This is a genomic window from Streptococcus oralis (assembly GCF_019929345.1).
GTDB lineage: Bacteria > Bacillota > Bacilli > Lactobacillales > Streptococcaceae > Streptococcus.
On sequence record NZ_JAHZPJ010000012.1, the window covers coordinates 17365 to 42304 of the forward strand.

General features: G+C 41.9%; 27 protein-coding genes and 1 pseudogene. 3 read left to right on the top strand and 25 right to left on the bottom strand.

What is annotated here, in order from left to right; genetic code table 11:
• From K1I97_RS07970 to K1I97_RS08070, 21 genes and pseudogenes are all read right to left on the bottom strand, one after another.
• Nucleotides 1-519, bottom strand: a complete 519-nt coding sequence (locus tag K1I97_RS07970) for an MAE_28990/MAE_18760 family HEPN-like nuclease (protein WP_223332118.1) — start codon at nt 517-519, stop codon at nt 1-3.
• Nucleotides 512-1468 (bottom strand): DUF262 domain-containing protein, encoded by a 957-nt coding sequence (locus K1I97_RS07975; protein WP_223332132.1) that lies wholly within the window; start codon nt 1466-1468, stop codon nt 512-514. The genes K1I97_RS07970 and K1I97_RS07975 overlap by 8 nt, the downstream gene beginning before the upstream one ends.
• A 234-nt stretch (nt 1469-1702) precedes the next feature.
• Complete coding sequence (locus K1I97_RS07980) at nt 1703-4354, bottom strand: valine--tRNA ligase (RefSeq protein WP_223332117.1); 2652 nt, start codon at nt 4352-4354, stop codon at nt 1703-1705.
• Between the two features lie 12 nt (nt 4355-4366).
• Nucleotides 4367-4768, bottom strand: coding sequence for a hypothetical protein (locus tag K1I97_RS07985; RefSeq protein WP_223332116.1), 402 nt, complete (start codon nt 4766-4768; stop codon nt 4367-4369).
• Between the two features lie 553 nt (nt 4769-5321).
• Nucleotides 5322-5744: pseudogene (locus K1I97_RS07990) on the bottom strand (GNAT family N-acetyltransferase); the annotation flags it as partial.
• Nucleotides 5737-6309, bottom strand: coding sequence for a flavin reductase family protein (locus tag K1I97_RS07995; RefSeq protein ID WP_223332115.1), 573 nt, complete (start codon nt 6307-6309; stop codon nt 5737-5739). The gene K1I97_RS07995 and the pseudogene K1I97_RS07990, both read right to left, overlap by 8 nt.
• 259 nt (nt 6310-6568) lie before the next feature.
• The gene (locus tag K1I97_RS08000; RefSeq protein ID WP_000038697.1) at nt 6569-6964 is read right to left on the bottom strand and encodes a helix-hairpin-helix domain-containing protein; all 396 of its coding nucleotides are present in this window, start codon (nt 6962-6964) and stop codon (nt 6569-6571) included.
• A gap of 97 nt (nt 6965-7061) precedes the next feature.
• Nucleotides 7062-7316, bottom strand: coding sequence for a DUF1912 family protein (locus tag K1I97_RS08005; RefSeq protein WP_000119707.1), 255 nt, complete (start codon nt 7314-7316; stop codon nt 7062-7064).
• A gap of 9 nt (nt 7317-7325) precedes the next feature.
• A complete protein-coding gene (locus tag K1I97_RS08010; protein WP_223332114.1) occupies nt 7326-8660 on the bottom strand; it encodes a DUF438 domain-containing protein in 1335 nt (444 codons plus the stop codon).
• Nucleotides 8660-8893: a DUF1858 domain-containing protein gene (locus K1I97_RS08015; RefSeq protein WP_000368739.1), complete on the bottom strand. Its 234-nt coding sequence runs from the start codon at nt 8891-8893 to the stop codon at nt 8660-8662. The genes K1I97_RS08010 and K1I97_RS08015 overlap by 1 nt, the downstream gene beginning before the upstream one ends.
• 109 nt (nt 8894-9002) lie before the next feature.
• Nucleotides 9003-9185: a hypothetical protein gene (locus K1I97_RS08020; RefSeq protein ID WP_223332113.1), complete on the bottom strand. Its 183-nt coding sequence runs from the start codon at nt 9183-9185 to the stop codon at nt 9003-9005.
• A gap of 216 nt (nt 9186-9401) precedes the next feature.
• Nucleotides 9402-9752 carry a 30S ribosome-binding factor RbfA gene (rbfA, locus tag K1I97_RS08025; protein ID WP_084944015.1) on the bottom strand — a complete coding sequence of 117 codons (351 nt, stop codon included), beginning with the start codon at nt 9750-9752 and terminating at the stop codon, nt 9402-9404.
• 250 nt (nt 9753-10002) lie between these two features.
• The gene (gene infB, locus K1I97_RS08030) at nt 10003-12789 is read right to left on the bottom strand and encodes a translation initiation factor IF-2 (RefSeq protein ID WP_223332112.1); all 2787 of its coding nucleotides are present in this window, start codon (nt 12787-12789) and stop codon (nt 10003-10005) included.
• 16 nt (nt 12790-12805) lie between these two features.
• Nucleotides 12806-13105 (bottom strand): YlxQ-related RNA-binding protein, encoded by a 300-nt coding sequence (locus K1I97_RS08035; RefSeq protein ID WP_001041396.1) that lies wholly within the window; start codon nt 13103-13105, stop codon nt 12806-12808.
• Nucleotides 13098-13391: an RNase P modulator RnpM gene (gene rnpM / locus K1I97_RS08040; RefSeq protein WP_000857564.1), complete on the bottom strand. Its 294-nt coding sequence runs from the start codon at nt 13389-13391 to the stop codon at nt 13098-13100. Before rnpM ends, K1I97_RS08035 begins: the two co-directional genes overlap by 8 nt.
• A 21-nt stretch (nt 13392-13412) precedes the next feature.
• Complete coding sequence (nusA, locus tag K1I97_RS08045) at nt 13413-14549, bottom strand: transcription termination factor NusA (protein ID WP_223332111.1); 1137 nt, start codon at nt 14547-14549, stop codon at nt 13413-13415.
• 42 nt (nt 14550-14591) lie between these two features.
• Nucleotides 14592-15071 carry a ribosome maturation factor RimP gene (rimP, locus tag K1I97_RS08050; protein ID WP_223332131.1) on the bottom strand — a complete coding sequence of 160 codons (480 nt, stop codon included), beginning with the start codon at nt 15069-15071 and terminating at the stop codon, nt 14592-14594.
• 126 nt (nt 15072-15197) lie between these two features.
• Complete coding sequence (gene trmB / locus K1I97_RS08055) at nt 15198-15833, bottom strand: tRNA (guanosine(46)-N7)-methyltransferase TrmB (protein ID WP_001266088.1); 636 nt, start codon at nt 15831-15833, stop codon at nt 15198-15200.
• Nucleotides 15830-16624 carry a cell cycle regulator CcrZ gene (gene ccrZ / locus K1I97_RS08060; protein ID WP_223332110.1) on the bottom strand — a complete coding sequence of 265 codons (795 nt, stop codon included), beginning with the start codon at nt 16622-16624 and terminating at the stop codon, nt 15830-15832. The genes trmB and ccrZ overlap by 4 nt, the downstream gene beginning before the upstream one ends.
• A 47-nt stretch (nt 16625-16671) precedes the next feature.
• The gene (locus tag K1I97_RS08065; RefSeq protein ID WP_223332109.1) at nt 16672-17721 is read right to left on the bottom strand and encodes an ABC transporter permease; all 1050 of its coding nucleotides are present in this window, start codon (nt 17719-17721) and stop codon (nt 16672-16674) included.
• A complete protein-coding gene (locus K1I97_RS08070; RefSeq protein ID WP_223332108.1) occupies nt 17718-18449 on the bottom strand; it encodes an ABC transporter ATP-binding protein in 732 nt (243 codons plus the stop codon). Before K1I97_RS08070 ends, K1I97_RS08065 begins: the two co-directional genes overlap by 4 nt.
• A gap of 67 nt (nt 18450-18516) precedes the next feature.
• Between K1I97_RS08070 and K1I97_RS08075 the strand changes: the two genes are divergently transcribed.
• The 3 genes from K1I97_RS08075 (at nt 18517) to K1I97_RS08085 (ending at nt 19945) form a co-directional block, all read left to right on the top strand.
• A complete protein-coding gene (locus K1I97_RS08075) occupies nt 18517-18927 on the top strand; it encodes an HIT family protein (RefSeq protein ID WP_223332107.1) in 411 nt (136 codons plus the stop codon).
• 9 nt (nt 18928-18936) lie between these two features.
• Nucleotides 18937-19224, top strand: coding sequence for a hypothetical protein (locus K1I97_RS08080; protein WP_223332106.1), 288 nt, complete (start codon nt 18937-18939; stop codon nt 19222-19224).
• A 67-nt stretch (nt 19225-19291) separates the two neighbouring features.
• Nucleotides 19292-19945, top strand: a complete 654-nt coding sequence (locus K1I97_RS08085) for a hypothetical protein (RefSeq protein WP_223332105.1) — start codon at nt 19292-19294, stop codon at nt 19943-19945.
• A gap of 79 nt (nt 19946-20024) precedes the next feature.
• Here the strand turns inward: K1I97_RS08085 and dnaJ are convergent, their stop codons facing one another.
• From dnaJ to grpE, 4 genes are all read right to left on the bottom strand, one after another.
• Entirely contained in the window at nt 20025-21161 is a 1137-nt protein-coding gene (dnaJ, locus tag K1I97_RS08090; protein WP_223332104.1) for a molecular chaperone DnaJ, read from the bottom strand.
• A 159-nt stretch (nt 21162-21320) separates the two neighbouring features.
• Nucleotides 21321-21953 (bottom strand): DJ-1/PfpI family protein, encoded by a 633-nt coding sequence (locus K1I97_RS08095; protein WP_223332103.1) that lies wholly within the window; start codon nt 21951-21953, stop codon nt 21321-21323.
• A 379-nt stretch (nt 21954-22332) separates the two neighbouring features.
• Nucleotides 22333-24156: a molecular chaperone DnaK gene (gene dnaK / locus K1I97_RS08100; protein ID WP_070800381.1), complete on the bottom strand. Its 1824-nt coding sequence runs from the start codon at nt 24154-24156 to the stop codon at nt 22333-22335.
• Between the two features lie 252 nt (nt 24157-24408).
• Complete coding sequence (gene grpE / locus K1I97_RS08105) at nt 24409-24924, bottom strand: nucleotide exchange factor GrpE (RefSeq protein ID WP_223332102.1); 516 nt, start codon at nt 24922-24924, stop codon at nt 24409-24411.
• Nucleotides 24925-24940: the final 16 nt, after the last annotated feature.

The window sequence follows — 24940 nt, forward strand, 5'->3', positions numbered from 1 at the left end:
TTATTGAGTCAATAATAATTGAGTAGGAGTTATATTTTTTTTATCAAAATGAAATATTTCAAGAATTTCTGTAAAATTGTTGTAATTCAAATTTGACTTCGTATCAATCATATTTTCATTGCTGTTGAATTTACTTTGTTGTTTAATTTTGATATGTAAATCCGTAAGTGGTTTAATAACTGTGTTATCTTCTCTTTTCTCAGTGATTTTTTTTCGTAATTCATCTAGCTTCTGTCGAAAAGTTAGCATTTGTAGCTCATCTGTCAATGATTCTAGACTATTATTATCAATTGTTAGCAATACTGTATTACAGCATTCTTTAATTGTAAATTCAAAGGTAGCATAGACTGAAAAGATCAATTTATATAATGCTCCATTATCCTTAAAGATTGGCAATTCTTTTAGAATATTGCCCTCAGGCGAGTCGGATAATACTAAATTTAAAAAATTCTGTTCATTTATAATACTATCAATTGAAATTTCTAAAATTTTGTCAAGAGACTCCCTGATATCATTCATTTAATTTCCCTGTTATTACCTCAACGCGTTTTCTAGAATTTTCCAAGCCTCCAGTTCGGTATTGCTTGTACTCATCACTATTTTTTATCTCATTAATCTTATCAAGAGTAATTGAGAAATCTCTATTACTCTCTTTTGAGAAATATTGCATAAAGCCGTCATAGTTATACTGGACAAATCTTTTAGAAATGGTATTGTTTTTGCTAATACCACTGAAAATCTCACTACCAAAACAATTCTTAAGATACGAAATTAAATTTAAAAAGTTTTCCTTTTCTGTTTCATATTCAAAAGGAATCTTTTGTGATGAAACTTCTTCTAAATAAGCCGTAAGTTCATCATCTAAAAATCCCATTCTTACATCTGGATTATCATTAATAAATTTATTTTTAAACAAGAAAAATCTTAAAACGATTTCAGCTCTCTTCATTTGCTGCTTATCAGATTCTGTCATATAATGCGTTAATTCAACAAAATCTTCAGAGTTAGCAAGTTCATTAATAAAGTTTATGAACTTCTCGTCAATCATACGTATGTTACTGTTTCTTAATTCTTGCTTAGATAGCAATGCACCGCCAGAATTTAATCTCTTAAACATATGGTACTTAATTTCTTTTGGATTTTCTTTTGTTAAGACTTCTACTCGAATAAACGTTCGTTTTAATTGACGTTTTTCTTCTATACTTAACTGTTCGAATTTTTTACCATTCAAATCATCGATAATTTCGCAACCTGATAATTGAAAACCTGGTTCAACTCGTTCAAAGTCTATTTCGCAGTCATCTTCTTCTGGGTCTATAGCTTTTAATTCCGAAGAATCTAACGTAATACCTCTGAAATTTAAATAAGATGAAATTCTTTGTAGTCCATCTACTAGAACATATCTCCCATCCTCTTGCTCATCTACATAGATAGGCGGTATGGGCATATCTAAAAGAAGAGATTCAATAAAGAGAGATTACTGTGTTAATGACCATCTAAACAATCTTTGGAATTCTGGCTTAATAACTAACTCACCATCATTATACATATCATAAAGTTCATTAAACGATATATCAAAATTTCTTCTGACAAGCTTACTTTGTGTCATAAAAATATCTCAACTTTCAACAAAAAATTATCATATTGATTATAGCATAAAAACACAGTTTTTACACTATGTTTTTATGCTATCTTTCTATAATTATTTCACGAGTTTCTTCATCTCATCAATACGTGCGACGGTCGCATCATATTTAGCTTGGTAGTCGGCTTGTTTGTAGCGTTCTTTTTGGACGACTTCTGGTTTAGCATTGGCTACGAAGCGTTCGTTAGAGAGTTTCTTGCCGACCATATCCAGTTCTTTTTGCCATTTAGCTAGTTCCTTATCGAGACGAGCCAGTTCTTCTTCGACATTGAGGAGGTCTGCCAGTGGCAAGTAGATTTCTGCTCCTGTGATGACGCTTGACATAGCAAGTTCAGGTGCAGGGATGGTTGATGCGATTTCCAAGTGTTCTGGATTTGTGAAGCGTTTGATGTAGTTGACATTGCTGTTAAAGAAGGCTTCCAAGTCGCTATCACTTGTCTTGACAAGGATAGTGATAGGCTTGCTTGGAGCTACATTTACTTCCGCACGCGCATTACGAACGGCGCGAATCAAGTCTTTGAGGCTTTCGACACCTGTGTGGGACGCAAGGTCTTCAAAGGCTGGGTTAACAGTTGGGTATTCCGCTGTAACGATAGATCCTTCTGAGATTTGTCCAAAGATTTCCTCTGTCACGAATGGCATGATTGGGTGAAGGAGACGAAGAATCTTGTCCAAAGTATAAAGGAGAACAGAACGTGTGATGACTTTCTCTTCTTCGTTATCGCTATAAAGGACTTCCTTGGTCAACTCAACATACCAGTCCGCAAACTCATCCCAGATGAAGTTGTAGAGGATGTGTCCAGCCACACCAAACTCAAACTTGTCAAAGTTTTCAGTGACTTTTCCGATCGTTTCATTGAGGTTGTGGAGAATCCAGCGATCTGTGACGTTTCCAGCTTCCTTATTGACAACTTTTTCGACATTGGCTGTTGCTTGCTCAAGGGTCAAACCTTCATTGTTCATGAGGATATAGCGAGAGATATTCCAGATCTTGTTAATGAAGTTCCATGAAGCATCCATTTTCTCGTAAGAGAAGCGGACGTCTTGCCCTGGTGCAGAACCATTTGAAAGGAACCAACGCAGGCTATCTGTTCCGTACTTATCAATAACATCCATTGGATCAATCCCGTTACCAAGAGACTTAGACATCTTGCGTCCTTGCTCGTCACGAATAAGACCGTGGATAAGGACGTTTTGGAATGGCTGACGGCCAGTGAATTCTAAGGATTGGAAGATCATACGAGACACCCAGAAGAAGATGATGTCGTAACCTGTTACCAAGGTTGAAGTTGGGAAGTAACGTTTAAAGTCTTCTGCGTCAACATCAGGCCAGCCCATGGTTGAGAATGGCCAAAGGGCCGAACTGAACCAAGTATCCAAGACGTCTTCGTCCTGAGTCCAACCGTCACCTTCTGGAGCTTCTTCACCAACGTACATTTCACCTTCAGCATTGTACCAAGCAGGGATTTGGTGGCCCCACCAGAGCTGACGAGAGATTACCCAGTCATGGACGTTTTCCATCCATTGGAGGAAGGTATCATTGAAACGAGGTGGGTAGAATTCTACCTTATCCTCTGTATCTTGGTTGGCAATGGCATTTTTAGCCAATTGGTCCATCTTGACAAACCACTGCGTAGACAAGCGTGGTTCAACCACAACACCAGTACGCTCTGAGTGACCAACACTGTGGACACGTTTTTCGATTTTAACGAGGGCACCGATTTCTTCTAGCTTAGCAACGACTGCCTTACGAGCTTCAAAACGATCCATACCCGCAAATTCAAAGGCAAGCTCATTCATAGTTCCGTCATCGTTCATGACGTTGACTTGTGGCAAGTTGTGTCGTTGACCAACTAAGAAGTCGTTTGGATCGTGAGCAGGCGTGATTTTCACGACACCAGTACCAAACTCAGGGTCTGCGTGCTCATCTCCAACGATTGGAATCAATTTATTAGCGATAGGAAGGACGACGTTTTTACCAATCAAGTCCTTATAGCGTGGGTCTTCTGGATTGACCGCAACAGCAACGTCCCCAAACATGGTCTCCGGACGAGTTGTCGCAACTTCAAGGGCACGTGAACCGTCTTCTAGCATGTAGTTCATGTGGTAGAAGGCTCCTTCGACATCCTTGTGAATCACCTCGATATCAGAAAGGGCTGTGCGAGCTGCTGGGTCCCAGTTGATAATAAACTCACCACGGTAGATCCAGCCTTTCTTGTAAAGGTCCACGAAAACCTTACGAACCGCTTTTGACAAACCTTCATCAAGGGTGAAACGCTCACGAGAGTAGTCTACAGAGAGACCCATCTTGCCCCATTGTTCCTTGATGGTAGTGGCATATTCGTCTTTCCATTCCCAGACTTTCTCTAAGAATTTTTCACGACCGAGGTCATAGCGGGAAATGCCTTCACCACGCAAGCGCTCTTCAACCTTAGCTTGAGTGGCAATCCCCGCATGGTCCATACCAGGAAGCCAAAGGGTATCAAAGCCTTGCATGCGTTTTTGACGGATGATGATATCCTGCAAAGTCGTATCCCAAGCGTGACCAAGGTGGAGTTTCCCAGTCACGTTTGGTGGTGGAATGACGATAGAATAAGGCTTAGCCTTTTGATCGCCTGAAGGCTTGAAAACATCAGCATCAAGCCATTTTTGGTAACGACCAGCCTCAACCTCGGCTGGATTGTATTTAGGTGAAAGTTCTTTAGACATGTGTGTTCTCCTTTAATTATCAAATGAATATATTCCAGCTATTCCTAAAGCACCCAAAATTAGAAATGATGTTAAAATTGGATCCCAAAAAATCAACCAGAAAACAACAACAAAAATAACATATATCAATGTTCCAAGATATTTCTTTTGTTTTAAAGTATATAATATTATTCCTAATAGTACGAATATCCAAACTAGTCCGACTATCAAATGCTCATAGTATTCTGGTAATTGAACAATCTTGAATGCTTTAGTAACTGTATTTAAGTTCTCATTGGTTGTTATACTTTTTACTGCTTGGCTATTTTTAAATAAAAAAGTATATATACAAGTCCCTATTTCAAATATAATGTTTACAACAAATAACCATACATTCGAAATATATTCTTCAATATAATCCTTAATTTCCTCCATCACTAATACCTCATTTCTTTGAAATAAACATTCCTAATATAAATGCAATAACGGTCCATATTAGGGTCAATTTAGCAGGCTCAACGGTACTATTTTTGTCTAATAGCCAATTATATATTCGATTATACAAATAAAATAACAGTTCTATAATTATATAAACAATATTGAAACACAAATAAAATAAAATCAAAGATAATAAGTTACTGATAGTCATAACTTTGTATGAATTTAAAAAAATCAGAGTGTATATTCCTAAAATTATTAATATTATAGATAAACTAACAATGGATACTTTAAATCTTTTCTTTATTTTTGGAAGTTTTAAAAATGTTGTCAACAATAAAATAGGAGTCAAAATTAAAATAATTATTTCAATCATATTAAATGGCAAATGATTTATAGAATCTTTTAATACATCTAATTTTAACTTTCTAAGTATTATCGATAGTTCAACACTAATTCCCCCAGCTAATGAAATACTAAATAATATGGTGAGAATATTATTTCTCAGAGACTCGAAAAATACTTTAAGTCTATTAATCATCCCCTTATCTTCCCACTCACTCCTCAGCAAGCCATAAGCCAACTCTGCACAGCGATTGCCTTGGGCATCTTTGCGGTCTCGGAGGCGAGCTTCAAGGGTGAAACCAAGTTTCTCAGCGACTCGTTGACTTTGTTTATTGTAATCAAAACATCGAATTTCAACTTTGTGGAGTTTAAGAATGGTAAAAGCAACTTCTATCAAAGCACTGACGGCTTCTGGCACATAGCCTCGGCCCCAATAGTCTGGGTGCAAGGTATAGCCAATCTCAAGAACATCATCTTCATGGCGATGGTTGAAATCAACAGATCCGATGACTTTATCGGTTCCTTTGACGACAATTCCGTAGCCAGCTGGTAGATTTTCCTTTTGATTGCGCTCGGGTAGGATAAGTCGCTCCGTTTCGATTCGTTCAGGTAATGTTGCTCTAGCCATCCTTCTTCCTCGCTTTCTTGATGAAGCTCCCCATAGGATCGACTCGGTCATCCAGATAACGATAAACTCGCTGGTGTCCGTCCCCCATAAAGTAAGTTGGCGAAAAACGGTCATTTTTAAAATGCCCCTTGTCATCCAAGAGCTCAGGATCAGCAAGTCGCTCGAGAATCTTGGCAAAGATATGGCAGATGCCATCTTCCTCGATAATCCTATCTACCTGACAGTCCAATATAACTGGACAGGCCTCTAAAATCGGTGCCTGGGTCTGTTCAGAAATCTCGTAGTCTAGCCTCAAGTGTTCCAACTTTTCTCGATGGCTGATAAAACCAGCCTGCTCCATCTCGAGCATGAGATTTTCATCAGGGATATTCACAGTAAACTTCTGGTAATGTTTGATTTGCTCAGCTGCATTTTCCTCAGCACCGACACCGATGACTAGCCAATCTCCCAAACTATAAGAGGAGCTACAGGTCGTGATATTATGCCCAAACTTCAGGTCCTGATACCCTAAGATGAAGATAGGAAAACCATAGTAGAGCTTACTGGTTTTAAAGGATTGCTTCATGAAAACCTCCTTTGACTAAGACGCAAAAGAAAAGCCCTGCCATATCCATGACAGGGACGAATGTGCTTATCCGCGGTACCACCCAGTTTCGGGCAGATGCCCGCATCTTTGTTTATTTCATTTTCATCCATCAGCAACTAGTTTTGACACATTTGTGGACTTCTCAGCACCGCCACTTTCTGTAAAATGTGGGATTCAAAACACCTCTAATGGCTCTATTGTAGCAAGTTTTTCTCGGAAATGCAAGGGGCAAGAAAGATTACTTGAAGCTGATTCCGTGCTCTTTTAATTTCTTGATGGTAGCTGGGCCGATTCCTTTCAAGGCAAGGAGTTCTTTTTCCGTCCAGTTTTTAAAGTCAGCAGCCGACTTGATACCTTCATCATAGAAAGTCTTAGCACGATCTACTGAGAGACCACCCAAAGTAGCTGCGAAATCCTCTACTGAATTGGCTACTTTTTGAGCTTGTTCCTTGGTCGCTTCTACTGCTTGTTCCACTTTTTTAGAGACAACTTTTCCTGCTTCGCTGGCAGACTTTTCTGCATGTTTCACGACTTTCTTGGTCTCTTCGACAACTTTAGTCACCGTATTTGAAAAGGCACCTGAGCGACGAAGACTATTTCTTAATTGTTTTTTACGTTGGAGTTTCTTTGACATGATAAAATCCTTTCAATAAAAAATCCCTGATCTGACAAGGATTTAATAAAGATATTCTATCAAGATTTCGATAAAAAATCAAGAAAGTATCACTATTTTAATAATTTCGCTCACCAAATAAGCCCTCTGGCAAATCATGGAATCCCTTGCCTGCCTTGAAATTTTCAAACTTACCAAGCAAGAACTGATAAGCATCCAAGCGGCTTTCGTAGCGAATCATGGCATCTTTGGCACGCTCGTCTTGGTCTTCTTCGTAGACCTTTTGACTTTCCTTGTGCGCCATGTCGTTGATCATGATCTGGGTATTGACCCAGGCTTCGAATTCCTTCATAAATTCCTGTTCGTAACTCATTGATTCTCCTTATTCTAATCCACGGAAATAGTCCGTATCAATCTCTCGGTAGGGCTGAATATCCTGAACATACTCCAACACTCCTTGAAATTCTCCGTTTTCATCGTGTACCGCAGCATAGGTGATGTGGACAAACTTACCTCGCGACTCCGACTTGAACCACATTTCATACTTGTCCTTTTTACCCTCACGAAGACCTTTCATAACAGCCTTCACCTTGTCTAAGTACTTGGGCGGATGGCAGAGTTCAACATTGCGCCCGACTTGGGATGGCGTCCGTTTGAAAATCATCTCATCAGCTGGCGCATTGTCATTGTAATACTGGAAAATATCGTCTTTATTGACAAAGGTAATCTCCATAGGGAGGTGATTGAGGATGAGGTTGGCCTGCTCGACGGAGAGATAGCCATTCCCAAAAGCCTGTTGACTATGACGGTCCAGCACCGCTTCCTTTTCCTTAGGGGTAAAGGTAATAGTAAACTGGCCTTCAGGCGTATTGATGACTTGCTGAACTTGACCTTCAGCCGTGTCTAGTTGTACGGGCTCTTCTGCACTTTTTTTCTCAACGAAACTCTGACGTTCTGGCACCCATTTCTCTGACGGACGGATGATGGCATAGCCGTAGGCATCGCTCTCCTCCGCAATCTGAATCCAATCATCCTGAGTGAAGGACTCAAGAAGAATCATGAGAAGGATAGACTCTTCCTTGAAAATCATACTTTCAAACTCTGTCGCAAAAGCTTCGAAATCTTCTTTTACAGTGCTAATCGGCACTTCTGGCAGTGACTTGGCTGTCGTTAGAGCTATCTGAAAGAGTTCCCTAATCTGGTCATCCACTCCCCACATAACTTTTGGGGGTGAATCGTGACCATAGCGCTCCATGATGGGAAAGAAGAGCTCTTCCTTGCGCTGGTAGTGGATGTCAAATTGGCCCAAAAGCCCCATCTGTCGAACCAAGCCCTTGCGCATCTCTGCCAGCATCTCTTCGTCTTCCATAGACTCATAGGTATCTAACAATCTCCGAATGCGAATCAAGGCAGCACGGAGAGCCAGATTTTCATCCTTGAAGACGCGAACTGGGTGACCAGGGTGTTCGGTATCTTCCACTTCGACGCCCTTAACAGCGTTTTTAAAAAGATTGGCATGGACATCACATAGCTCCATGACATCTTCAAAGGTGACACCTGAGTCTGAGTTCATCAGCTCGTGCTCCATGAGAGAAATCTCGATGGCTGAAACACCCGTAAAGGTCGCATCAAAACGCTCCTGAACCGACTCAGGAGAGGCGCCATTGTGCAATTCTAACAAAATATCCCGTAGGATATGAATCCGTTCATCTGCCATTAGTCTAATCCAATCACTTCGTAGCCATTTGCTTCCAGTGTGCGAACAATCTTGTCCATAGGGGTTCCTTCGAGCTTAGAACCCTGTTTGAGCGATACTTTGCGACCGACTGTATTGCGCATCAAGGGATTAGCAAGTGGTTTAAAACCCAGCTCCACTAGGATTTCCAAAACTTCTGGATGCTTGTCCACTACTTCTGCAACGGGAATTGACACATCGATGATATTATCCATGACGACCTCCATTGTATGTTCTAAAATGATTTTCCTGCTTATATTATACCATATGGGAAGAGATTAAAAAACTAGCAGCGGAGTTCCTGCTAGTTTCTTTCATTTCAAGTTATTCCTTATCCTCTGTTTTTGCGAGCCACTGGGCGACATCCATCAGCTTGTCAGCAAGCAGTACTTTCCCGAAACCTACTAGAGCATTGTCATCTTTTTTCATGTTCTTCACAACTTTGACGCTTTGCATCACAAAAATGTAATTCCCGTAAGTCTTGGCTAGAATTTTAATGAATCCCATATTATCTTTCCTTTTCTAACTGTAGTTTCTAGCTGATTGCTATACTAGACTAGCTAATTATTGATAAGAAATCATTTCATCTCACTCTTTCTAATTTCTAGACTATCATACAAGCTGAGCTTTATAAAGCTTTTTAACAATTTTTTACTCTAGAGAGATTCCCCCAGTATTTTTTAGTACGATTCCTCCACCAAAAAAGAGGGTTGCCCCTCCTTCTTAGTTTTTATCCAGATTGCGTAGCATCTCGTCAATCTTATTTCCATATTCAATGGACTCATCTTTGACGAAGATTAAATCTGGGATTTTGTACAATTTCAAATTGCGACCAAGTTCACGTTTGATCGTACCAGTTGCTTTCTCAAGCCCGATTTGAGCTTTTTGATTATCCGAAGCAAGGTTACTCAAAATGGTGTAGTAAACCTTGGCAACAGACAAGTCACCCAGCATCTGAACATCTGTAATGGTCACACCTTGGACACGCGGATCACGGACTTTCTTTTGCAAAATCTCATTGACTTCACGCTTGATTTCCATGCCCACACGATCCGTACGAAAATGATTTGCCATGATATTCCTTTCTCTACTTTGAACCAAAAGCTAGGCCAGCAGACCTAGCTATTTTTAAATTTATTGATTTTCAGTTCAAATTGAAACAAAGTGCAATTTGAACTCATTCGCTTCTTTCGCTGTGGTGAAAGTGATGGAACTGATTTATCAGTCCCATCACAGGGGATTTTTGAGACACTAGGCTCAAAAATAAGCAATGAAACCATCGGTTTGCTTGCGTCCCTCACCACCTAAGAAAGGAGCAAAAATCTTAACGTTTGATTTCTTCCATGACATAAGCCTCAATCACATCATCCATCTTGATATCATTGTAGCCATCAATCATCAATCCACCTTCACGACCGTTTGTAACTTCTTTCACGTCGTCTTTGTAGTGTTTCAAGCTTGCGAGTTCGCCGTCATAGATAACGACACCGTCACGGATAACACGGACTTTAGAGTCACGGGTAACCTTACCGTTGATAACCATGAATCCACCGATGGTTCCCACTTTAGATACCTTGAAGGTTTCACGGATAACTGCTTCACCGATAACTTTTTCTTCAAATTCTGGGTCAAGCATCCCTTTCATAGCTTCTTCCATCTCTTCGATAACCTTGTAGATAATGCTGTGGAGACGGATTTCTACATCGTCAGCTTCGGCTTGTTGACGCGCTTGTGGTGTAGGGCGTACGTTGAAACCAACGATAAAGGCATTTGAAGCTTCCGCAAGAGTCACGTCAGACTCGTTGATAGCACCGACTGCCGAGTGGACAATGGTAACTTTGACACCTTCTACATCGATCTTTTGAAGGGAGGCAGAAAGGGCTTCAACTGACCCTTGTACATCGGCCTTGATGATAACATTAACTGACTTAAGCTCACCAGCTTTAAGCGTATCAAAGAGGTTTTCAAGGCTGACACGTTGGGTTACTTGACGTTGCTTCATAAGAGCACGTTTCGCACGCTCTTCACCTGCTGCACGCGCAGATTTCTCATCCTCGTAAACAGCAAAGTGGTCACCCGCCATTGGCGCTTCGTTCAAACCTGTGATAGAAACTGGTGTTGATGGGCCTGCGACCTTGACACGACGACCAAGGTCATTGGTCATAGCACGGACACGACCGAAGGTATTTCCGACAACGATTGGGTCTTGGACATTCAAGGTACCTTGTTGAACAAGAAGGGTTGCGACCGCACCTTTTCCTTTATCCAAGCGAGCCTCGATAACTGTACCGATCGCACGCACTGTTGGGTCTGCCTTGAGTTCTTGAATTTCAGCCACAAGAAGGACTGTTTCCAAGAGTTCATCAATGTTTTGGTTGAATTTAGCTGAGATTTCAACAAATTCAGAATCTCCACCCCAAGCTGTTGACATGACACCATGCTCTGCCAATTCACCGATAACACGTTCTGGATTGGCACCTGGTTTATCAATCTTGTTGATAGCTACGATGATTGGAACGTTGGCCGCTTTTGAGTGGTTGATTGCTTCAATAGTCTGAGGCATAACCCCGTCGTCGGCTGCAACGACCAAGATGGTAATATCGGTAACAGAAGCACCACGCGCACGCATAGAGGTGAAGGCCGCGTGTCCTGGTGTATCAAGGAAGGTAATCTTCTTGCCATTTTCCACGATTTGGTAGGCACCGATATGCTGAGTGATACCACCTGCTTCACCTGTCGCAACACGAGAGTTACGAAGGGTATCCAAGAGGGTTGTTTTACCATGGTCAACGTGTCCCATGATCGTCACAACTGGTGGACGCTCAACCAATTCATCTTCGTTAAGATAACCATCTTCGACAAAGAAACGTTCGATGTCGGCATTATCCACTTCAACCTTTTGTTTGGCTTCGATACCATAATCCACCATGAGGAGTTCGATGGTTTCCCCATCCAAGGATTGGTTTTGTGTGGCCATAACACCCATCATGAAAAGTTTCTTAACGATTTCAGCTGGTTCACGTTTGATACGTTTTGCGATTTCCGCAACAGTCATACCATCTGTATACTCAAATTCTGTTGGCAATTCATGGAACTTACGCTCTGTAACAGGTTTTGGAGTCTGGTTACGGTTGTTTTGCTTGTTCCCTTTTTTATTTTTCTTGTTGTTATTCCAGTTACTATTTCTTTGATTTCTCACTTGATTCTGACTACTTCGATTCTTTTGTTGTTTTCTAGGACCATCTTCTTCGTGATCATAATCGTCACGTTCTTTGTCTGGTCGAGCTTGTTTTTTACGACGTGTATCCACTGGCGCTTCTTTCGCTACAGGAGCTACTGCTACTGCTGGCTGCGTTTGTTCAGCTAGCTTAGCAGCTTCCTCAAAGATTTCCTCAGGTTCCTTGCGTCTATTAGCTTGAGCCAAGGCTTCTTTGGCAGCTTGCGATTGTTTGAAGCGCTCCTCGCTTGAGCGTGCGTACTCTGCATTTTGCTCTGCTTTTAGAGCCGCTGCACGGGCTTTAAAGTCAACACGTGGTCCAGCTTGTTTTGGCTGGAAGTCTTGTTGCTGACGGCGATCATTGCCACGATTCCCTTGACTTTGTGGTTTTTTCCCTTGGTCGTTGAATCGGCGATTGTCGCGGTTCCCTTGACCAGATTTTCCACCATTACGGCCGTCATTTTTCTGACGGTTGCCGTTTTGTTGTTGGTCACGGTTGTTGCCCTTGTTTTGTTTGCGTCGCTCTGCCTGCTCTTTAGCACGCGCCTCACGCTCCGCCTTGAAGTTTCGACTTTGTGGTCTCGCTGCCACTACTTTTTCTTCCTTAGGAGCTACAGGTGTAGCTGGTTTGCTTTCTTCCTTAACGGCAGCTGGTGCAGCTGATGCAGGCTTTTCTTCTTTCTTTTCTACACTTGCTTTTGTTGCTGCAGGTTTTACTTCTGCCTTAGGAGCAGGTGCAGGTTTAAAGCTAGCTGCAATTTGCTCAGCAGCAGCAGCTTCCACGCTCGATGAGTGGCTTTTTACATCCAAGCCCAACTCTTTTGCACGCGCTACAACTTCTTTACTTTCTTTTCCAAGTTCTTTTGCGATTTCGTACAATCTTTTCTTAGACAAATCATGTCCTCCTCTTCTATTCCATAAGAGACCTCATTTTCTTTGTAAATCCAGCATCTGTCACAGCCAAAACCTTTCTCGATTTTCCGACTGCTATGCTTAATTCCAGTGTTGAAAACACGGTTATAACTTCTACTTGATAATAGTCACTTTTATCTTGAATTTTCTTGGTCAGATTGGGACCAGCATCATGGGCTAGAAAGACTAGCTTGGCTTTCTGGTCTTGGATGGCCTTGACCACCAATTCCTCACCCGATATGATCCGGCCTGCTCGTTGAGCAAGTCCCAAGAGATTACTTATCTTTTGCTTATTCAAGTCCTAACTCTCTTCTTTTCACTTTGTGATCCACATAGGCGATCAACTCGTCATAAAAGCTTTCTTCCACTTCCATGTTAAAGCTGCGGTTAAAGACTCTCTTCTTTTTGGCCTCTAGGGCTTCTGCATTGTCTAGCTTAATATAAGCGCCACGGCCATTGGCCTTGCCTGTCGGATCGATAAAGACTTGCCCTTCTTTGTTCTTGACAATGCGGAGCAAATCACGCTTATCAATCACTTCATTGGATACAACAGACTTGCGCAAAGGGATTTTTCTTGTTTTCATCTTTCCCTCCTCTAGCAGCTTTTATTCTTCGATTAATTCGTCCGCAGCTGCGTAATCCACTTGACCTGCTTCTTCCATAGTTTCAAATTCACTTGCAGACTTGATATCGATACGGTAACCCGTCAAGTGAGCTGCCAAGCGAACGTTTTGTCCACGACGACCAATCGCAAGAGAAAGCTTGTTATCTGGAACAACGACCAAGGCACGTTTGCTGTCATTTTCATCAAAGATAACTTGGTCAACCTCTGCAGGTGCGATAGCATTGTAGATAAACTCAGCTGGATCTGCTACCCACTCGATAACGTCGATGTTTTCTTCGACAGGAATCATACGATCGCTCTTGGCATCGTAACGAGCTGGGTGGAATTTGCTCGTAATCTTCTTGATGTTGGCACCACCACGTCCAACGATTGTCCCGATGGCGTCCACGTTTGGATTGTGGCTACGAACGGCTACTTTCGTACGGTCACCTGCTTCACGAGCTACGCTCATGATTTCAACAGTTCCATCGTAGACTTCTGGAATTTCTTGCTCCATCAAGCGTTTGATCATTTCTGGATGGCTACGACTGACAAAGACGTTGACACCACGAGGGTTGTCTTCAACCTTATAAACATAGACTTCGATACGGTCATGGGAAGCAAAGACTTCTCCAGGGATTTGGTCTTGTTTGGACAATTGGGCTTCGATGCTGCCAAGGTTGACGTAAATAAAACGGTTATCAAATCTTTCTACTGTACCAGACATGATTTCTTGTTCATGTTCCTTGTAAGTATTGTAAGTGATGGCACGTGTTTGCTTGCGCATTTTTTCCATGATGGTTTGTTTAGCAGATTGGGCTGCTACACGACCAAACTCAGCTGGTGCTTCTTCAAACTTGATTTTGTCACCAAGCTCATAGGCTGAATTAATGGCAAGAGCATCTTTCAAGCTAATTTCCAAACGGCTATCAAATACTTCATCAACAACTTCACGGACAGTATAAACTGTAAAGTCTCCTGTTTTTTCATTGAAGTCGATGGCTACGCTATCAGATTGACCATAGCGTCTGCGATAAGCGGAACGAAGTGACTCTACTACTGCGTCGATGATGTCTTCTTTTTTGATTCCCTTGTCTTCTTCCAAAATGCGGAAGGCCTCTAGCATTTCTTTACTCATGTTCTTTTTACTTTTGAATCCTCAAAAGCTATCCTTTCTTTTCTATAGTTTTACTGCTAAACGTGCTTTTGATACTAAACTGTATGGAATTTGGACGGTTTTCTTACGTGTCTTGTCCATATACTCCATAGTCAACTCATCCCCTTCAAAGGATACCAAGGTTCCTTCAAAGACTTTTTGTTTATCAATGGCTTGGTAGAGCCCGACATGAATGTATTTCCCAACTGCTCCAGCGACAGCATCCTTGGTTTTCAAAGGACGTTCCAAGCCTGGACTGGTGATTTCTAGGAAATATTGTTCTGGGAAGGGATCTGGCTTGATGGTATCTAGGACAGGACTGATGATTTCTGTCAGGTCTGCCGTGTCGTTCAAGGTAATTCCTTCAGGTTTATCTATAAAAATACTGAGAATCATGTCACTGCCAATCTTTCCATACTCGATATCCACGAGCTCGAAAGGTGCTTGGATGACAGGTTCTACAACTTCTCTGACTAATTCTACGATTGTTGCGATTGCGTCCACCTCCTCATAAGCAAGAGGCGAAGATATTTCCCCGCCTCTCTTTCTCATATTCTTACTATCAGTATAGCACGTTTGTCAATTTATGTAAAGCATTAGCACTCAAACAGCTGGTTTTCAAGCTATTTCTTAAAATTCTGCTTCAACTCGGTAGATCACTTGACCTTTGCTAGAGAATTTTTGCTCATACTCTGTCATGACATTGCCTTCAAAATCACTGGCATGCAAGTCCAGCCAAACACCATTGAGTTTCATCCCATACTGAGAAAAGCTCACCAGGCTGTACTCAAATAAGCCACGGTTATCCGTCTTGAAATGGATTTCCCCATTCTCAGGCAAGATGCGCTTGAAGGTATCCAAGAAACTCTTGTAAGTCAAACGACGTTTTTCATGGCGCTTTTTAGGCCAAGGATCTGAAAAGTTTAGGTAGAGACGATCAATCTCACCGTCTTCAAAGTAGTCGGTCAAATCTGAACCATCTACCCACAACAACTTGATATTGGGGACTCCAACTTCAAGCACCTTGTCCAAGGCATAACTCAATACCGACTTTTGGATGTCAATCCCGATGTAGTTGATGTCAGGATTTTGCTTGGCCATTCCAGATACGAAGGCCCCTTTGCCACTTCCAACTTCAACATGAATAGGATGATCATTTCCAAACAAGTCTCGCCATTTCCCTTTGGCTTCCAAGGGATTGAGGACAACATACTGGGGATTAGCCTCTAGTAATTCTGTCGCCCCTTTACGATTTCTAACTCTCATCTCTTCTTTCCATACTTATCACGGAAGACACGCAAGGCATAAATCTCCCGGTTTACATTGTCTAAATCTTGATTTACAAAGTATTTGGTAATCTGGCTCAAGTAAGAATACTGACCATACCAATACAATTTATCTAACACTGTCTGATTGTACTTATAACCGTAATAAGTCAGCCAATCATGCCAATGTTGCTCTGGAATATAATGACACAGCATATGCGCCACATCAAACATGCGATCCGTCAGGCGAACCGAATCCCAATCCACTAGATAAACGAGTCCACTCTCTGTCTCAATCCAATTACTATGGCGAAGATCACCGTGCACAATCGTAGCATGGTCTTCCCTAAATCCTGGAACTGTCCTGCGCAAATCATCAATCACCGAGTTTAAGTACTGATGTCGTTTCAAGACTTCGGGTGCTTCCTGCCTCCAAGATTGCAACAAGTCTACTGGCGTCTCCATGGTATATCCCAAACGGCTCAACTGCTTCATCAAGGGACGTGAGCGGTGAAGACGTGTCAAAATATTGATGATCTGCTTGCGGTTCATATCGTGCGGTGTCAAGATTTTACCCGTCAACCATTCCTGGGCACACATATCACGACCATCTGGCAAACGACGAGTCCATAGTAATTGAGGAGCGATTTGTTCTCTGGCTAGGCCAGGTAGGATTGGAGAGGTGTTCATTTTTACAAAGACGCGCTTCCCATCAGGGTAGCTTCCCATATAAGCTTTGCCGCTCTTCCCAGGGATAGGGGTCAGCGTTAGCTCATTATCACCCAAGTCCATTTCTTTCCTCCGTATAAAGTTTCCTTACTATTCTACTAGTTTTTGGTCTATTCGTCAACCAGTCTTTTTAGTTGGTAAGGTAAATAAAACAATTGTAGGAAGAGACCAGCTCCTACAAGAGCCAACAAGGCTATTTTTTCTTGAAAAACCACTGCTCCGACCAGTAATTCCAGCAAAAGAACTGCACTTCCCACACCGACTACAATCTGTTTCAATCCCTTTTCTTTCTCCCCTTTTTCTAGTGGAAAGAGCTGGGTCAAGTATTGGTAATCAAAGGCATGATAGAGAGCGAGTAACTGAAAGAGCAAGAGGTAGTTAAACAGCACTACCACCGCTGTCGCGATCCAAGCTTGCTCGATAAAGATCACAGCTAACAAGGATAGGAAGAGGAGGCGGAGACTGAGGGCAAAGAGGTCTCCATTTCGCAAGTAAGAACGAAGATAGAGATTTTGCCAGATCTTCCCTGGAACCTTTTGAACCGTCTTTAGAATGAAATCCAGATAAGCGCGACGTTTGACACTATTTGAAACGCCCTTGACCTGCGTAAAGAGAGCAAAGAAACGAAGCAAAACTTGCTTGCGCTTGCTTTCTTGGGAGATCACATAGTCCCAGTCGAGACCAGTATCAGTAAAAAATTTACTGGCTTTTTGACGAAAGAGGAGATATTTCCCAGCTCCCAATAAAAGCACATAGATGAGAAAGACTAGCAAACCATAGCCCATGGCTAAAAATAAGGGCGCAAATAAAAGCAAGAAAAGGGTTTGGACCAAGAGCCAAAAGACCAGTGAGCGCATCGTCTGCCCTTTGAGGTAGGACTTAACCTCCTCTTCACTGACTAAGAGAAAGAGTTTGTCCGGTACTTCCATGTAGGTCGCGATTCCTCCCCAAACCAAAAGCAGGGCAGATACAATTCCCAAAAACAAGAGGATAGGCCAATGATTTTCAGGAAAATTTTGCAAGAGTTGACTGTACTGGTAAGCTAAAAAACTGATGAGAACTAGTAAGAACAAGACAAAGTGGTCATTTAGAACATAGCGCAGATAACCTACACATTCCTTACGAAAAGCCTGCTTTCGCTTTAAAAACAAGTCTTTCATAGCCCCTCCTCTTTGGTCAGAGCCAAGTAAATGTCATTCAAACTAGCCTCAGGCATGGCAAAGGCCTCGCGGAGTTGCTCCAAATTTCCCTGAGCCCGCACCTCACCCTTGTGGAGAATGACAAAGGCGTCACACATCTTCTCCGCCGAGTCCAGAACATGGGTACTCATGAGGATAGACTTGCCTTTTTGCTTTTCCACTTCCAAAAGCTGAATCAAGTCAGAAATAGCGAGTGGATCGAGGCCAAGAAAAGGCTCATCGACAATGAAAAGGCTCGGATCCACGACAAAAGCACAGATGATCATGACCTTCTGCTTCATTCCTTTGGAGAAATGAACAGGAAACCAGTCCAATTTTTGATCCAAACGAAACATTTTTAACAAAGATTCTACTCGCTCAAAAGCCATATTTTGCTCAATACCGTAAGCCATAGCCACCGTTTCAATATGCTCTCTGAGGGTCAATTCCTCGTACAAGCTAGGCGTTTCTGGGATGTAGCCAATCTGCTTGCGATAGTTGGTTGCATCTTCTCGCAGGGTAAGACCATTAATCTTGATTTCCCCACTATAAGGTGTCAACAGACCGATAATCTCATTGATTGTCGTTGATTTCCCAGCACCGTTGAGGCCAATCAAACCGACCAACTGCCCACTTTCAACGGTAAAGGACACATCTTTCAAGACAGGAACGTGAATATAGCCTCCTGTCAGGTTTTTAATTTCTAACATATTTTCTCCAAATCTGGTATAATGTAGCTATATTATATCAAAATTCAATACAGTAGAGGTGGATTTTATGTCAGATTGCATTTTTTGTAAGATCATCGCAGGGGAGATTCCTGCTTCAAAAGTATACGAGGATGAGCAGATTCTTGCCTTTCTTGATATCTCTCAAGTAACACCTGGACACACCTTAGTCGTGCCAAAAGAGCACTATCGCAATCTTTTGGAGATGGATGCCCCAAGTGCCAGCCAACTCTTTGCCCAAGTGCCACTGGTAGCTCAAAAAGTTATGAAAGCTACCAAAGCTGCTGGTATGAACATCATCGCCAACTGTGAGGAAGTCGCTGGTCAAACGGTCTTTCATACCCATGTGCACCTCGTACCTCGCTACGGTGCAGAAGATGACCTCAAGATTGACTTTATCGCCCACGAACCTGACTTTGACAAACTTGCCCAAGTCGCTGAAACCATTAAAAACGCTTAAGGAGATGCCATGAAACTATCAAATCTACTGCTATTCGCAGGAGCTGCAGCTGGAAGTTATTTTGTCGTGAAAAATCGCCAAGCCATTCAGGATGAAGTGCTAGATACAACCGACCGTGTCGAAGCTATCAAGGATGATTTGGATATCATTCAAAATAGCCTGCAAATCATCGACCAACAAAAAGCCCTTATCAAGGAATACCAAAAAAACTTGACCTACAAGTTCAAAGTTTTAGAAAAAGATTTCCAAACTAGACTGGCTGTGATAAAAGAAACACAGGAGCTTGAGGATAAGTAAAAAGAGCCAACAACTTTCCTTAAATCCATTTTAGGTTGTCAAGTCCAGATAAAGAAAAGGAATGAAAATGAAACAGTTTTTAAAAGTTCTAGCGAAGGTCATCGCGATCCCTTGTGGTTGCCTCTGCCTGCTTGTAGCCTTGGCATTTCTACTACTTATGAATCTTTTCAAGGCCTCACCGAGTGACATCCAAAAAGGGAATGAATCCTTAAAACAAATCTTTATCTCTCTTGATATGCCTCCTAAGAAAGTAGAATCAAATGGAAGGTATCAATTTGAGGGTGGGGGCTTACATTTTTATGTTACTTTCTCAGATGAGGTCATCAATAGCCACCCCGTCCTAAAAGAAAGTCCAAAACTCACCAAAAACCGACTCGAAGTCTATGTCCTCCAGACAGGAGAGATTTCCTACTATAAAGTAGGGGATAACTTGTTCAACCATGGCTTATTCCAATTTTTAGAGAAGGAGGGCGAGAAGTATTTCCAAGAAAAAGGAAAGAAATTTAACCCTAATTACTCACTTCTCTTTTGGAATAATCAGGAAAGTTTTAAAAAGGGAATCGCATTCTATGAAAAAGCTTTGACCTTAGTAGATATTCAGGATAATTCGGCGATTAAGCGCATTGATACCGTCACCGTGAAATCTGGTAAAGAAGCGGAAATCAAGCAACTCATCTGGGAGATGGATAAGGCTGGCTTGCTCACTCAAAAGTATAAATAGTAGACCAGCTGGAAAATGATTCTCCCAATGATAGATTTTTAAAGACTACACAAAAAAGAGCCAGCCGGCTCTTTTTACTTTATTCTCCTTCAAAGGCATCTTTTATATGATCAAAGAATCCTTTTTTCTTTGGATTGACTTTCAAGTCGCCAGCAGCTGCGAATTCTTTAAGCGCTGCTTTTTGACGGTCGTTCAAACCTGTTGGAGTCACGACATTGACAGTAACGTATTGGTCACCAACGGCACCGCCACGAAGACTCGGTGCTCCCTTGCCACGTAGACGGAATTTCTTGCCAGTCTGTGTTCCTTCTGGGATAACCAATTCAACATCTCCATGCACGGTTGGAATTTCAACAGTATCTCCAAGAGTAGCTTGGACGATATTAAGATTTAACTTGTAGAAAATAGTTGTTCCTTCACGTTCAAACTTATCGCTGGCTTCTACTGCAACCACTACATACAAGTCTCCGTAAGGCCCACCGTTAAAGCCTGCTTCACCTTGGCCTGCTAGGCGAATTTGTTGGCCTGTTTCCACACCAGCAGGGATTTTCACATGTACACTATGAGCTTGTTTTTCATGACCCGTTCCGTGACAAGTTGTACATGGATCTTTGATTTCTTTTCCGCGACCATGACAGACATCACAGGTTACTTGACGGCGCATCATACCAAGCGGAGTCTGCGTATCGACATTAATGACACCAGCGCCATGACAGCGTCCACAAGTGACTGGGCTTGTTCCTGGTTTAGCACCAGATCCATTACATGTACGACAGCTGGCTTCACGATTGTATTTAACTTCTTTTTCCGTTCCAAAGATAGCTTCTTCAAAAGTCAAACTCACACGATACTGGAGGTCGTCTCCTTGACGAGGAGCGTTTGGATTGCGCGAAGCTCCGCCTCCGCCGAAGAAACTTGAGAAGATATCCTCAAAACCACCGAAGCCACTTGCTCCGTCAAAGCCGCCAAAACCGCCAGCACCACCAAAGCCACCGTTGGCACCCGCCGCACCATATTGGTCGTAGGCTGCACGTTTTTGGTCGTCACTCAAAGTCTCATAGGCTTCTTGAACTTCCTTGTACTTTTCCTCAGCACCAGGCTCCTTGTTGATATCTGGGTGATATTTTTTTGAAAGCTTACGATAAGCCTTTTTGATCTCGTCTGCCGAAGCGTTTTTTGACACCCCCAGACGATCATAAAATTCAGTATTGTTCATAATTCAAGATACAAAGGGCGTCAAACGGACACAGTCAAAATAGGAGTTTTGACGACGGACGCTTACGTCCTAGAAAAAACTATCTTTTTGACACAGTCCGTAGCCCGTGTTCAGTTACTCGAACACCCTTATTCCTTTCTATAATTTATAAGTAAATCATTAGAGGGTATTTTCTATACTCTGCTTCACTTCATCAAACTCTTTGTCCGATAGAGTAAAAATCAAGTCCTCTTCTGAATATTCGTTCTGTTCTTTAAAATAGTTGTCAGTATTTTCTGCCAAACCTAGACCAAGAATCACTTTTCTTGCAAATTTTTGATGTGCAAAGCCTATAGCCGTAATGATATTTTTATCTTGCACAACCAGTTTGGGTTGGAAATTCTCACGTGGAAGAAATTCAAAATAGTCAAAGAAGTTTTGCCAAATCCCACCTGTAAATTTCGTATCGTTCAGCAAACCTGCTTTTGCCAATAAAAGGGGCGCTGAAGAAATTGCTGCAATTAAGATATTCTGCTTGCCGAGTCCCCTCAAAAACGAATTTAATTTTTCATCCTGTAGAGCAGGAACTATATTTACCATTCCTGGCAAAATGACACAAGAATAATCTTCTAGACGTATTTGATTCAACGTCTTCGTCGGTTGGCAGGGCAAACCATCTTCAGAGACAATCATCGAATGATTTGAAGCTACATAATCAATCGTGATGTCAAAAGACAGAGCTAAAGTACTCGTTAAAGAGGCTATCTCATAAAGAGAAAAATTAGGATAAATGACACAAAGTACTTTTTTCATAAGCTACACCCTCTATTTTACCGAAAAACAGAGGCTGGGTTGCAACCTCTGGATTTCTTTTTATCATTACGACATTCAAGTTTTAAAAATTAAACTAGTAATGCTTAACTGAGTTTCGGCTAAAAACTTCGGAAAAAAGATAAGCCATCTTTTGTGCATCGCACAAGGCGATGGCTTCCTATTTTTCTTTCGTTTTCTTAACGCCTCAACATCTTACCGAATTGAGCACGCCCTAACCTCTTGGTGAAAAAGAGACGTAGCTGTTTTCGCTTTAGCGAACTACAGATATGGCTACCTTTAGGTGCAAATCTTTCTAGAAACTAAAGTTTCTGCGTCAGATTTCCTATTTTCACTGTGAGGTTTTAACGGGCTTTGCATCTTACTTTTCAGTAAACTCTCCGTCTACGACGTCATCACCTGCGTTTCCTGTTGCTTGTGCGCCTTCTGCTCCTGCTTGAGCTTGTTGGGCTGCTGCGGCTTGTTCGTAGAGTTTAACAGCAAGTCCTTGAGCTTTTTCGTTCAATGCTTCGAGTTTTGCTTTCATTTCGTCCAAGTTGTTGTCTTCTTGCGCTTTCTTAAGGTCATCTAGGGCAGCTTGGGCAGCATCACGTTCTGCATCGAAGCCTTTACCTTCAGTTTCCTTGATTGTCTTTTCAGTCGCAAAGATTGCTTGGTCTACTTCGTTACGAAGGTCTACTTCTTCTTTACGTTTCTTATCTGCTTCAGCGTTTGCTTCTGCATCTTTCATCATACGGTCGATTTCTTCATCAGTCAAACCTGAGTTCGATTGGATGACAATAGTTTGTTCTTTTTGAGTTCCAAGGTCTTTGGCCTTAACAGATACGATACCGTTCTTGTCGATATCAAAGGTTACTTCGATTTGAGGAATTCCACGAGGTGCAGCTGGGATGTCAGTCAATTGGAAGCGTCCAAGAGTCTTGTTATCTGCTGCCATTGGGCGTTCACCTTGAAGAACATGGATATCAACGGCTGGTTGGTTGTCTGCCGCAGTTGAGAAGACTTGTGATTTAGATGTTGGAATAGTAGTGTTGCGGTCGATAAGTTTTGTAAATACTCCACCCATTGTTTCAATACCAAGTGACAATGGTGTTACATCAAGAAGGACAACGTCTTTAACATCACCAGTGATGACACCACCTTGGATAGCAGCACCCATGGCAACTACTTCATCAGGGTTTACTGATTTGTTTGGTTCTTTACCAGTTTCAGCCTTAACAGCTTCTACAACGGCTGGGATACGAGTTGAACCACCAACAAGGATAACTTCGTCAATATCTGACAAGCTCAAACCTGCATCTGAAAGGGCTTGACGAACTGGAACTTTTGTACGTTCTACAAGGTCACGAGTCAAATCGTCGAATTTCGCACGAGTCAAAGTCATTTCCAAGTGAAGAGGTCCAGCCTCACCTGCAGTGATGAATGGCAAGCTGATTTGTGTTGAAGTTACACCAGAAAGGTCTTTCTTAGCTTTTTCAGCCGCATCTTTCAAACGTTGCATTGCCATCTTGTCAGTAGACAAGTCAATACCGTTTTCTTTCTTGAATTCTGCTACCAAGTGGTCGATGATTTTTTGGTCAAAGTCGTCACCACCGAGTTTGTTGTCCCCTGCAGTTGACAATACATCGAAGACACCATCACCCAATTCAAGGATAGATACGTCGAATGTACCTCCACCAAGGTCGAATACCAAGATTTTTTCTTCTTTGTCAGTCTTGTCCAAACCGTAAGCAAGGGCTGCTGCAGTTGGTTCGTTGACGATACGTTCTACTTCAAGACCAGCGATTTTACCAGCGTCTTTTGTTGCTTGACGTTGAGCGTCGTTAAAGTAGGCTGGAACTGTGATAACTGCTTTGGTTACTTTTTCACCAAGGTACTCTTCAGCGTAACCTTTCAAGTATTGAAGGATCATAGCTGAGATTTCTTGTGGAGTGTATTCTTTTCCATTTGCAGAAACTTTTTCAGAAGTTCCCATCTTAGACTTGATAGAGATAACTGTATCTGGGTTTGTGACTGCTTGACGTTTCGCAGCGTCACCAACGATGATTTCACCGTTTTTGAATGATACTACAGATGGAGTTGTGCGGTTTCCTTCTGGGTTTGCGATGATTTTGCTTTCAGTTCCTTCAAGAACTGCAACTGCTGAGTTTGTTGTACCTAAGTCAATACCGATAATTTTAGACATGTGTTTTTCTCCTTGTTGTTTTTTCTTCTTTTTTTGATATTCCCCTTAAGTGGTGGGGACGTGAGCAACTCCCTTCGGGATTTCATCACTTATTTTTGAGCCTATTGTCTCAAAAATCCCCTGTTTCAGTAGCTTGTGCTACTGAAACTTTCACCACGGCGGGCAATATCTTTATTGCAAGCCTCCAGCTTGCTTTTTATCTTTCTTTCATAGTTTATTGTCGTTTCGGACAAAGTTTTTAAGTTCTCTAGCCTAGTTGTACACCACTACCATTGCTGGGCGTAGGATGCGGTCATGGAGTTTGTAGCCTTTTTGGAAGACTTGGGCGATAGTGTCTGCTGGGTGTTCATCGTCTGCTGGGAGAGTTTGGATAGCCATATGATAGTTATGATCAAATTCGCCGTCAGCTGTGATTTCTTCGATCCCTTCTTCTTTCAAAGCATGAATCAAGCTTTCTTGCACCATCTCCAATCCTTTTTTGACGTCGTCTGTCAAACCTTCAACGGCAAGCGCACGCTCTAGGTTGTCCAAAGAAGGGAGAATCGCTTTTGCCAAATCTTGGCTACGATAGCGTTGCAAGTTTTGACGCTCTTCATTGGCACGACGTTGGATATTTTGCATTTCTGCATGAGCACGAAGATATTTATTTTCAAAGTCTTCTGCACGCTCATTTGCTAGTTCTAGTTCTGATTTTTCAGGAGTTGTTTCTTCAGTTGTTTCAACAACTTCCTCTTCTTTTACTTCTTCGTTTTTTATTTCCTCAGACATTTTTCGCCTCCTTTTT

Excerpts from the sequence above, each read along its gene's own strand:
- K1I97_RS07970 (WP_223332118.1), bottom strand. The coding sequence starts at position 519 with ATGAATGATATCAGGGAGTCTCTTGACAAAATTTTAGAAATTTCAATT.
- K1I97_RS07980 (WP_223332117.1), bottom strand. The coding sequence starts at position 4,354 with ATGTCTAAAGAACTTTCACCTAAATACAATCCAGCCGAGGTTGAGGCT.
- K1I97_RS07985 (WP_223332116.1), bottom strand. The coding sequence starts at position 4,768 with ATGGAGGAAATTAAGGATTATATTGAAGAATATATTTCGAATGTATGG.
- K1I97_RS07995 (WP_223332115.1), bottom strand. The coding sequence starts at position 6,309 with ATGAAGCAATCCTTTAAAACCAGTAAGCTCTACTATGGTTTTCCTATC.
- K1I97_RS08000 (WP_000038697.1), bottom strand. The coding sequence starts at position 6,964 with ATGTCAAAGAAACTCCAACGTAAAAAACAATTAAGAAATAGTCTTCGT.
- K1I97_RS08005 (WP_000119707.1), bottom strand. The coding sequence starts at position 7,316 with ATGAGTTACGAACAGGAATTTATGAAGGAATTCGAAGCCTGGGTCAAT.
- K1I97_RS08010 (WP_223332114.1), bottom strand. The coding sequence starts at position 8,660 with ATGGCAGATGAACGGATTCATATCCTACGGGATATTTTGTTAGAATTG.
- K1I97_RS08015 (WP_000368739.1), bottom strand. The coding sequence starts at position 8,893 with ATGGATAATATCATCGATGTGTCAATTCCCGTTGCAGAAGTAGTGGAC.
- K1I97_RS08020 (WP_223332113.1), bottom strand. The coding sequence starts at position 9,185 with ATGGGATTCATTAAAATTCTAGCCAAGACTTACGGGAATTACATTTTT.
- rbfA (WP_084944015.1), bottom strand. The coding sequence starts at position 9,752 with ATGGCAAATCATTTTCGTACGGATCGTGTGGGCATGGAAATCAAGCGT.
- rnpM (WP_000857564.1), bottom strand. The coding sequence starts at position 13,391 with ATGAAAACAAGAAAAATCCCTTTGCGCAAGTCTGTTGTATCCAATGAA.
- nusA (WP_223332111.1), bottom strand. The coding sequence starts at position 14,549 with ATGAGTAAAGAAATGCTAGAGGCCTTCCGCATTTTGGAAGAAGACAAG.
- trmB (WP_001266088.1), bottom strand. The coding sequence starts at position 15,833 with ATGAGAGTTAGAAATCGTAAAGGGGCGACAGAATTACTAGAGGCTAAT.
- ccrZ (WP_223332110.1), bottom strand. The coding sequence starts at position 16,624 with ATGGACTTGGGTGATAATGAGCTAACGCTGACCCCTATCCCTGGGAAG.
- K1I97_RS08065 (WP_223332109.1), bottom strand. The coding sequence starts at position 17,721 with ATGAAAGACTTGTTTTTAAAGCGAAAGCAGGCTTTTCGTAAGGAATGT.
- K1I97_RS08070 (WP_223332108.1), bottom strand. The coding sequence starts at position 18,449 with ATGTTAGAAATTAAAAACCTGACAGGAGGCTATATTCACGTTCCTGTC.
- K1I97_RS08075 (WP_223332107.1), top strand. The coding sequence starts at position 18,517 with ATGTCAGATTGCATTTTTTGTAAGATCATCGCAGGGGAGATTCCTGCT.
- K1I97_RS08080 (WP_223332106.1), top strand. The coding sequence starts at position 18,937 with ATGAAACTATCAAATCTACTGCTATTCGCAGGAGCTGCAGCTGGAAGT.
- K1I97_RS08085 (WP_223332105.1), top strand. The coding sequence starts at position 19,292 with ATGAAACAGTTTTTAAAAGTTCTAGCGAAGGTCATCGCGATCCCTTGT.
- dnaJ (WP_223332104.1), bottom strand. The coding sequence starts at position 21,161 with ATGAACAATACTGAATTTTATGATCGTCTGGGGGTGTCAAAAAACGCT.
- K1I97_RS08095 (WP_223332103.1), bottom strand. The coding sequence starts at position 21,953 with ATGAAAAAAGTACTTTGTGTCATTTATCCTAATTTTTCTCTTTATGAG.
- dnaK (WP_070800381.1), bottom strand. The coding sequence starts at position 24,156 with ATGTCTAAAATTATCGGTATTGACTTAGGTACAACAAACTCAGCAGTT.
- grpE (WP_223332102.1), bottom strand. The coding sequence starts at position 24,924 with ATGTCTGAGGAAATAAAAAACGAAGAAGTAAAAGAAGAGGAAGTTGTT.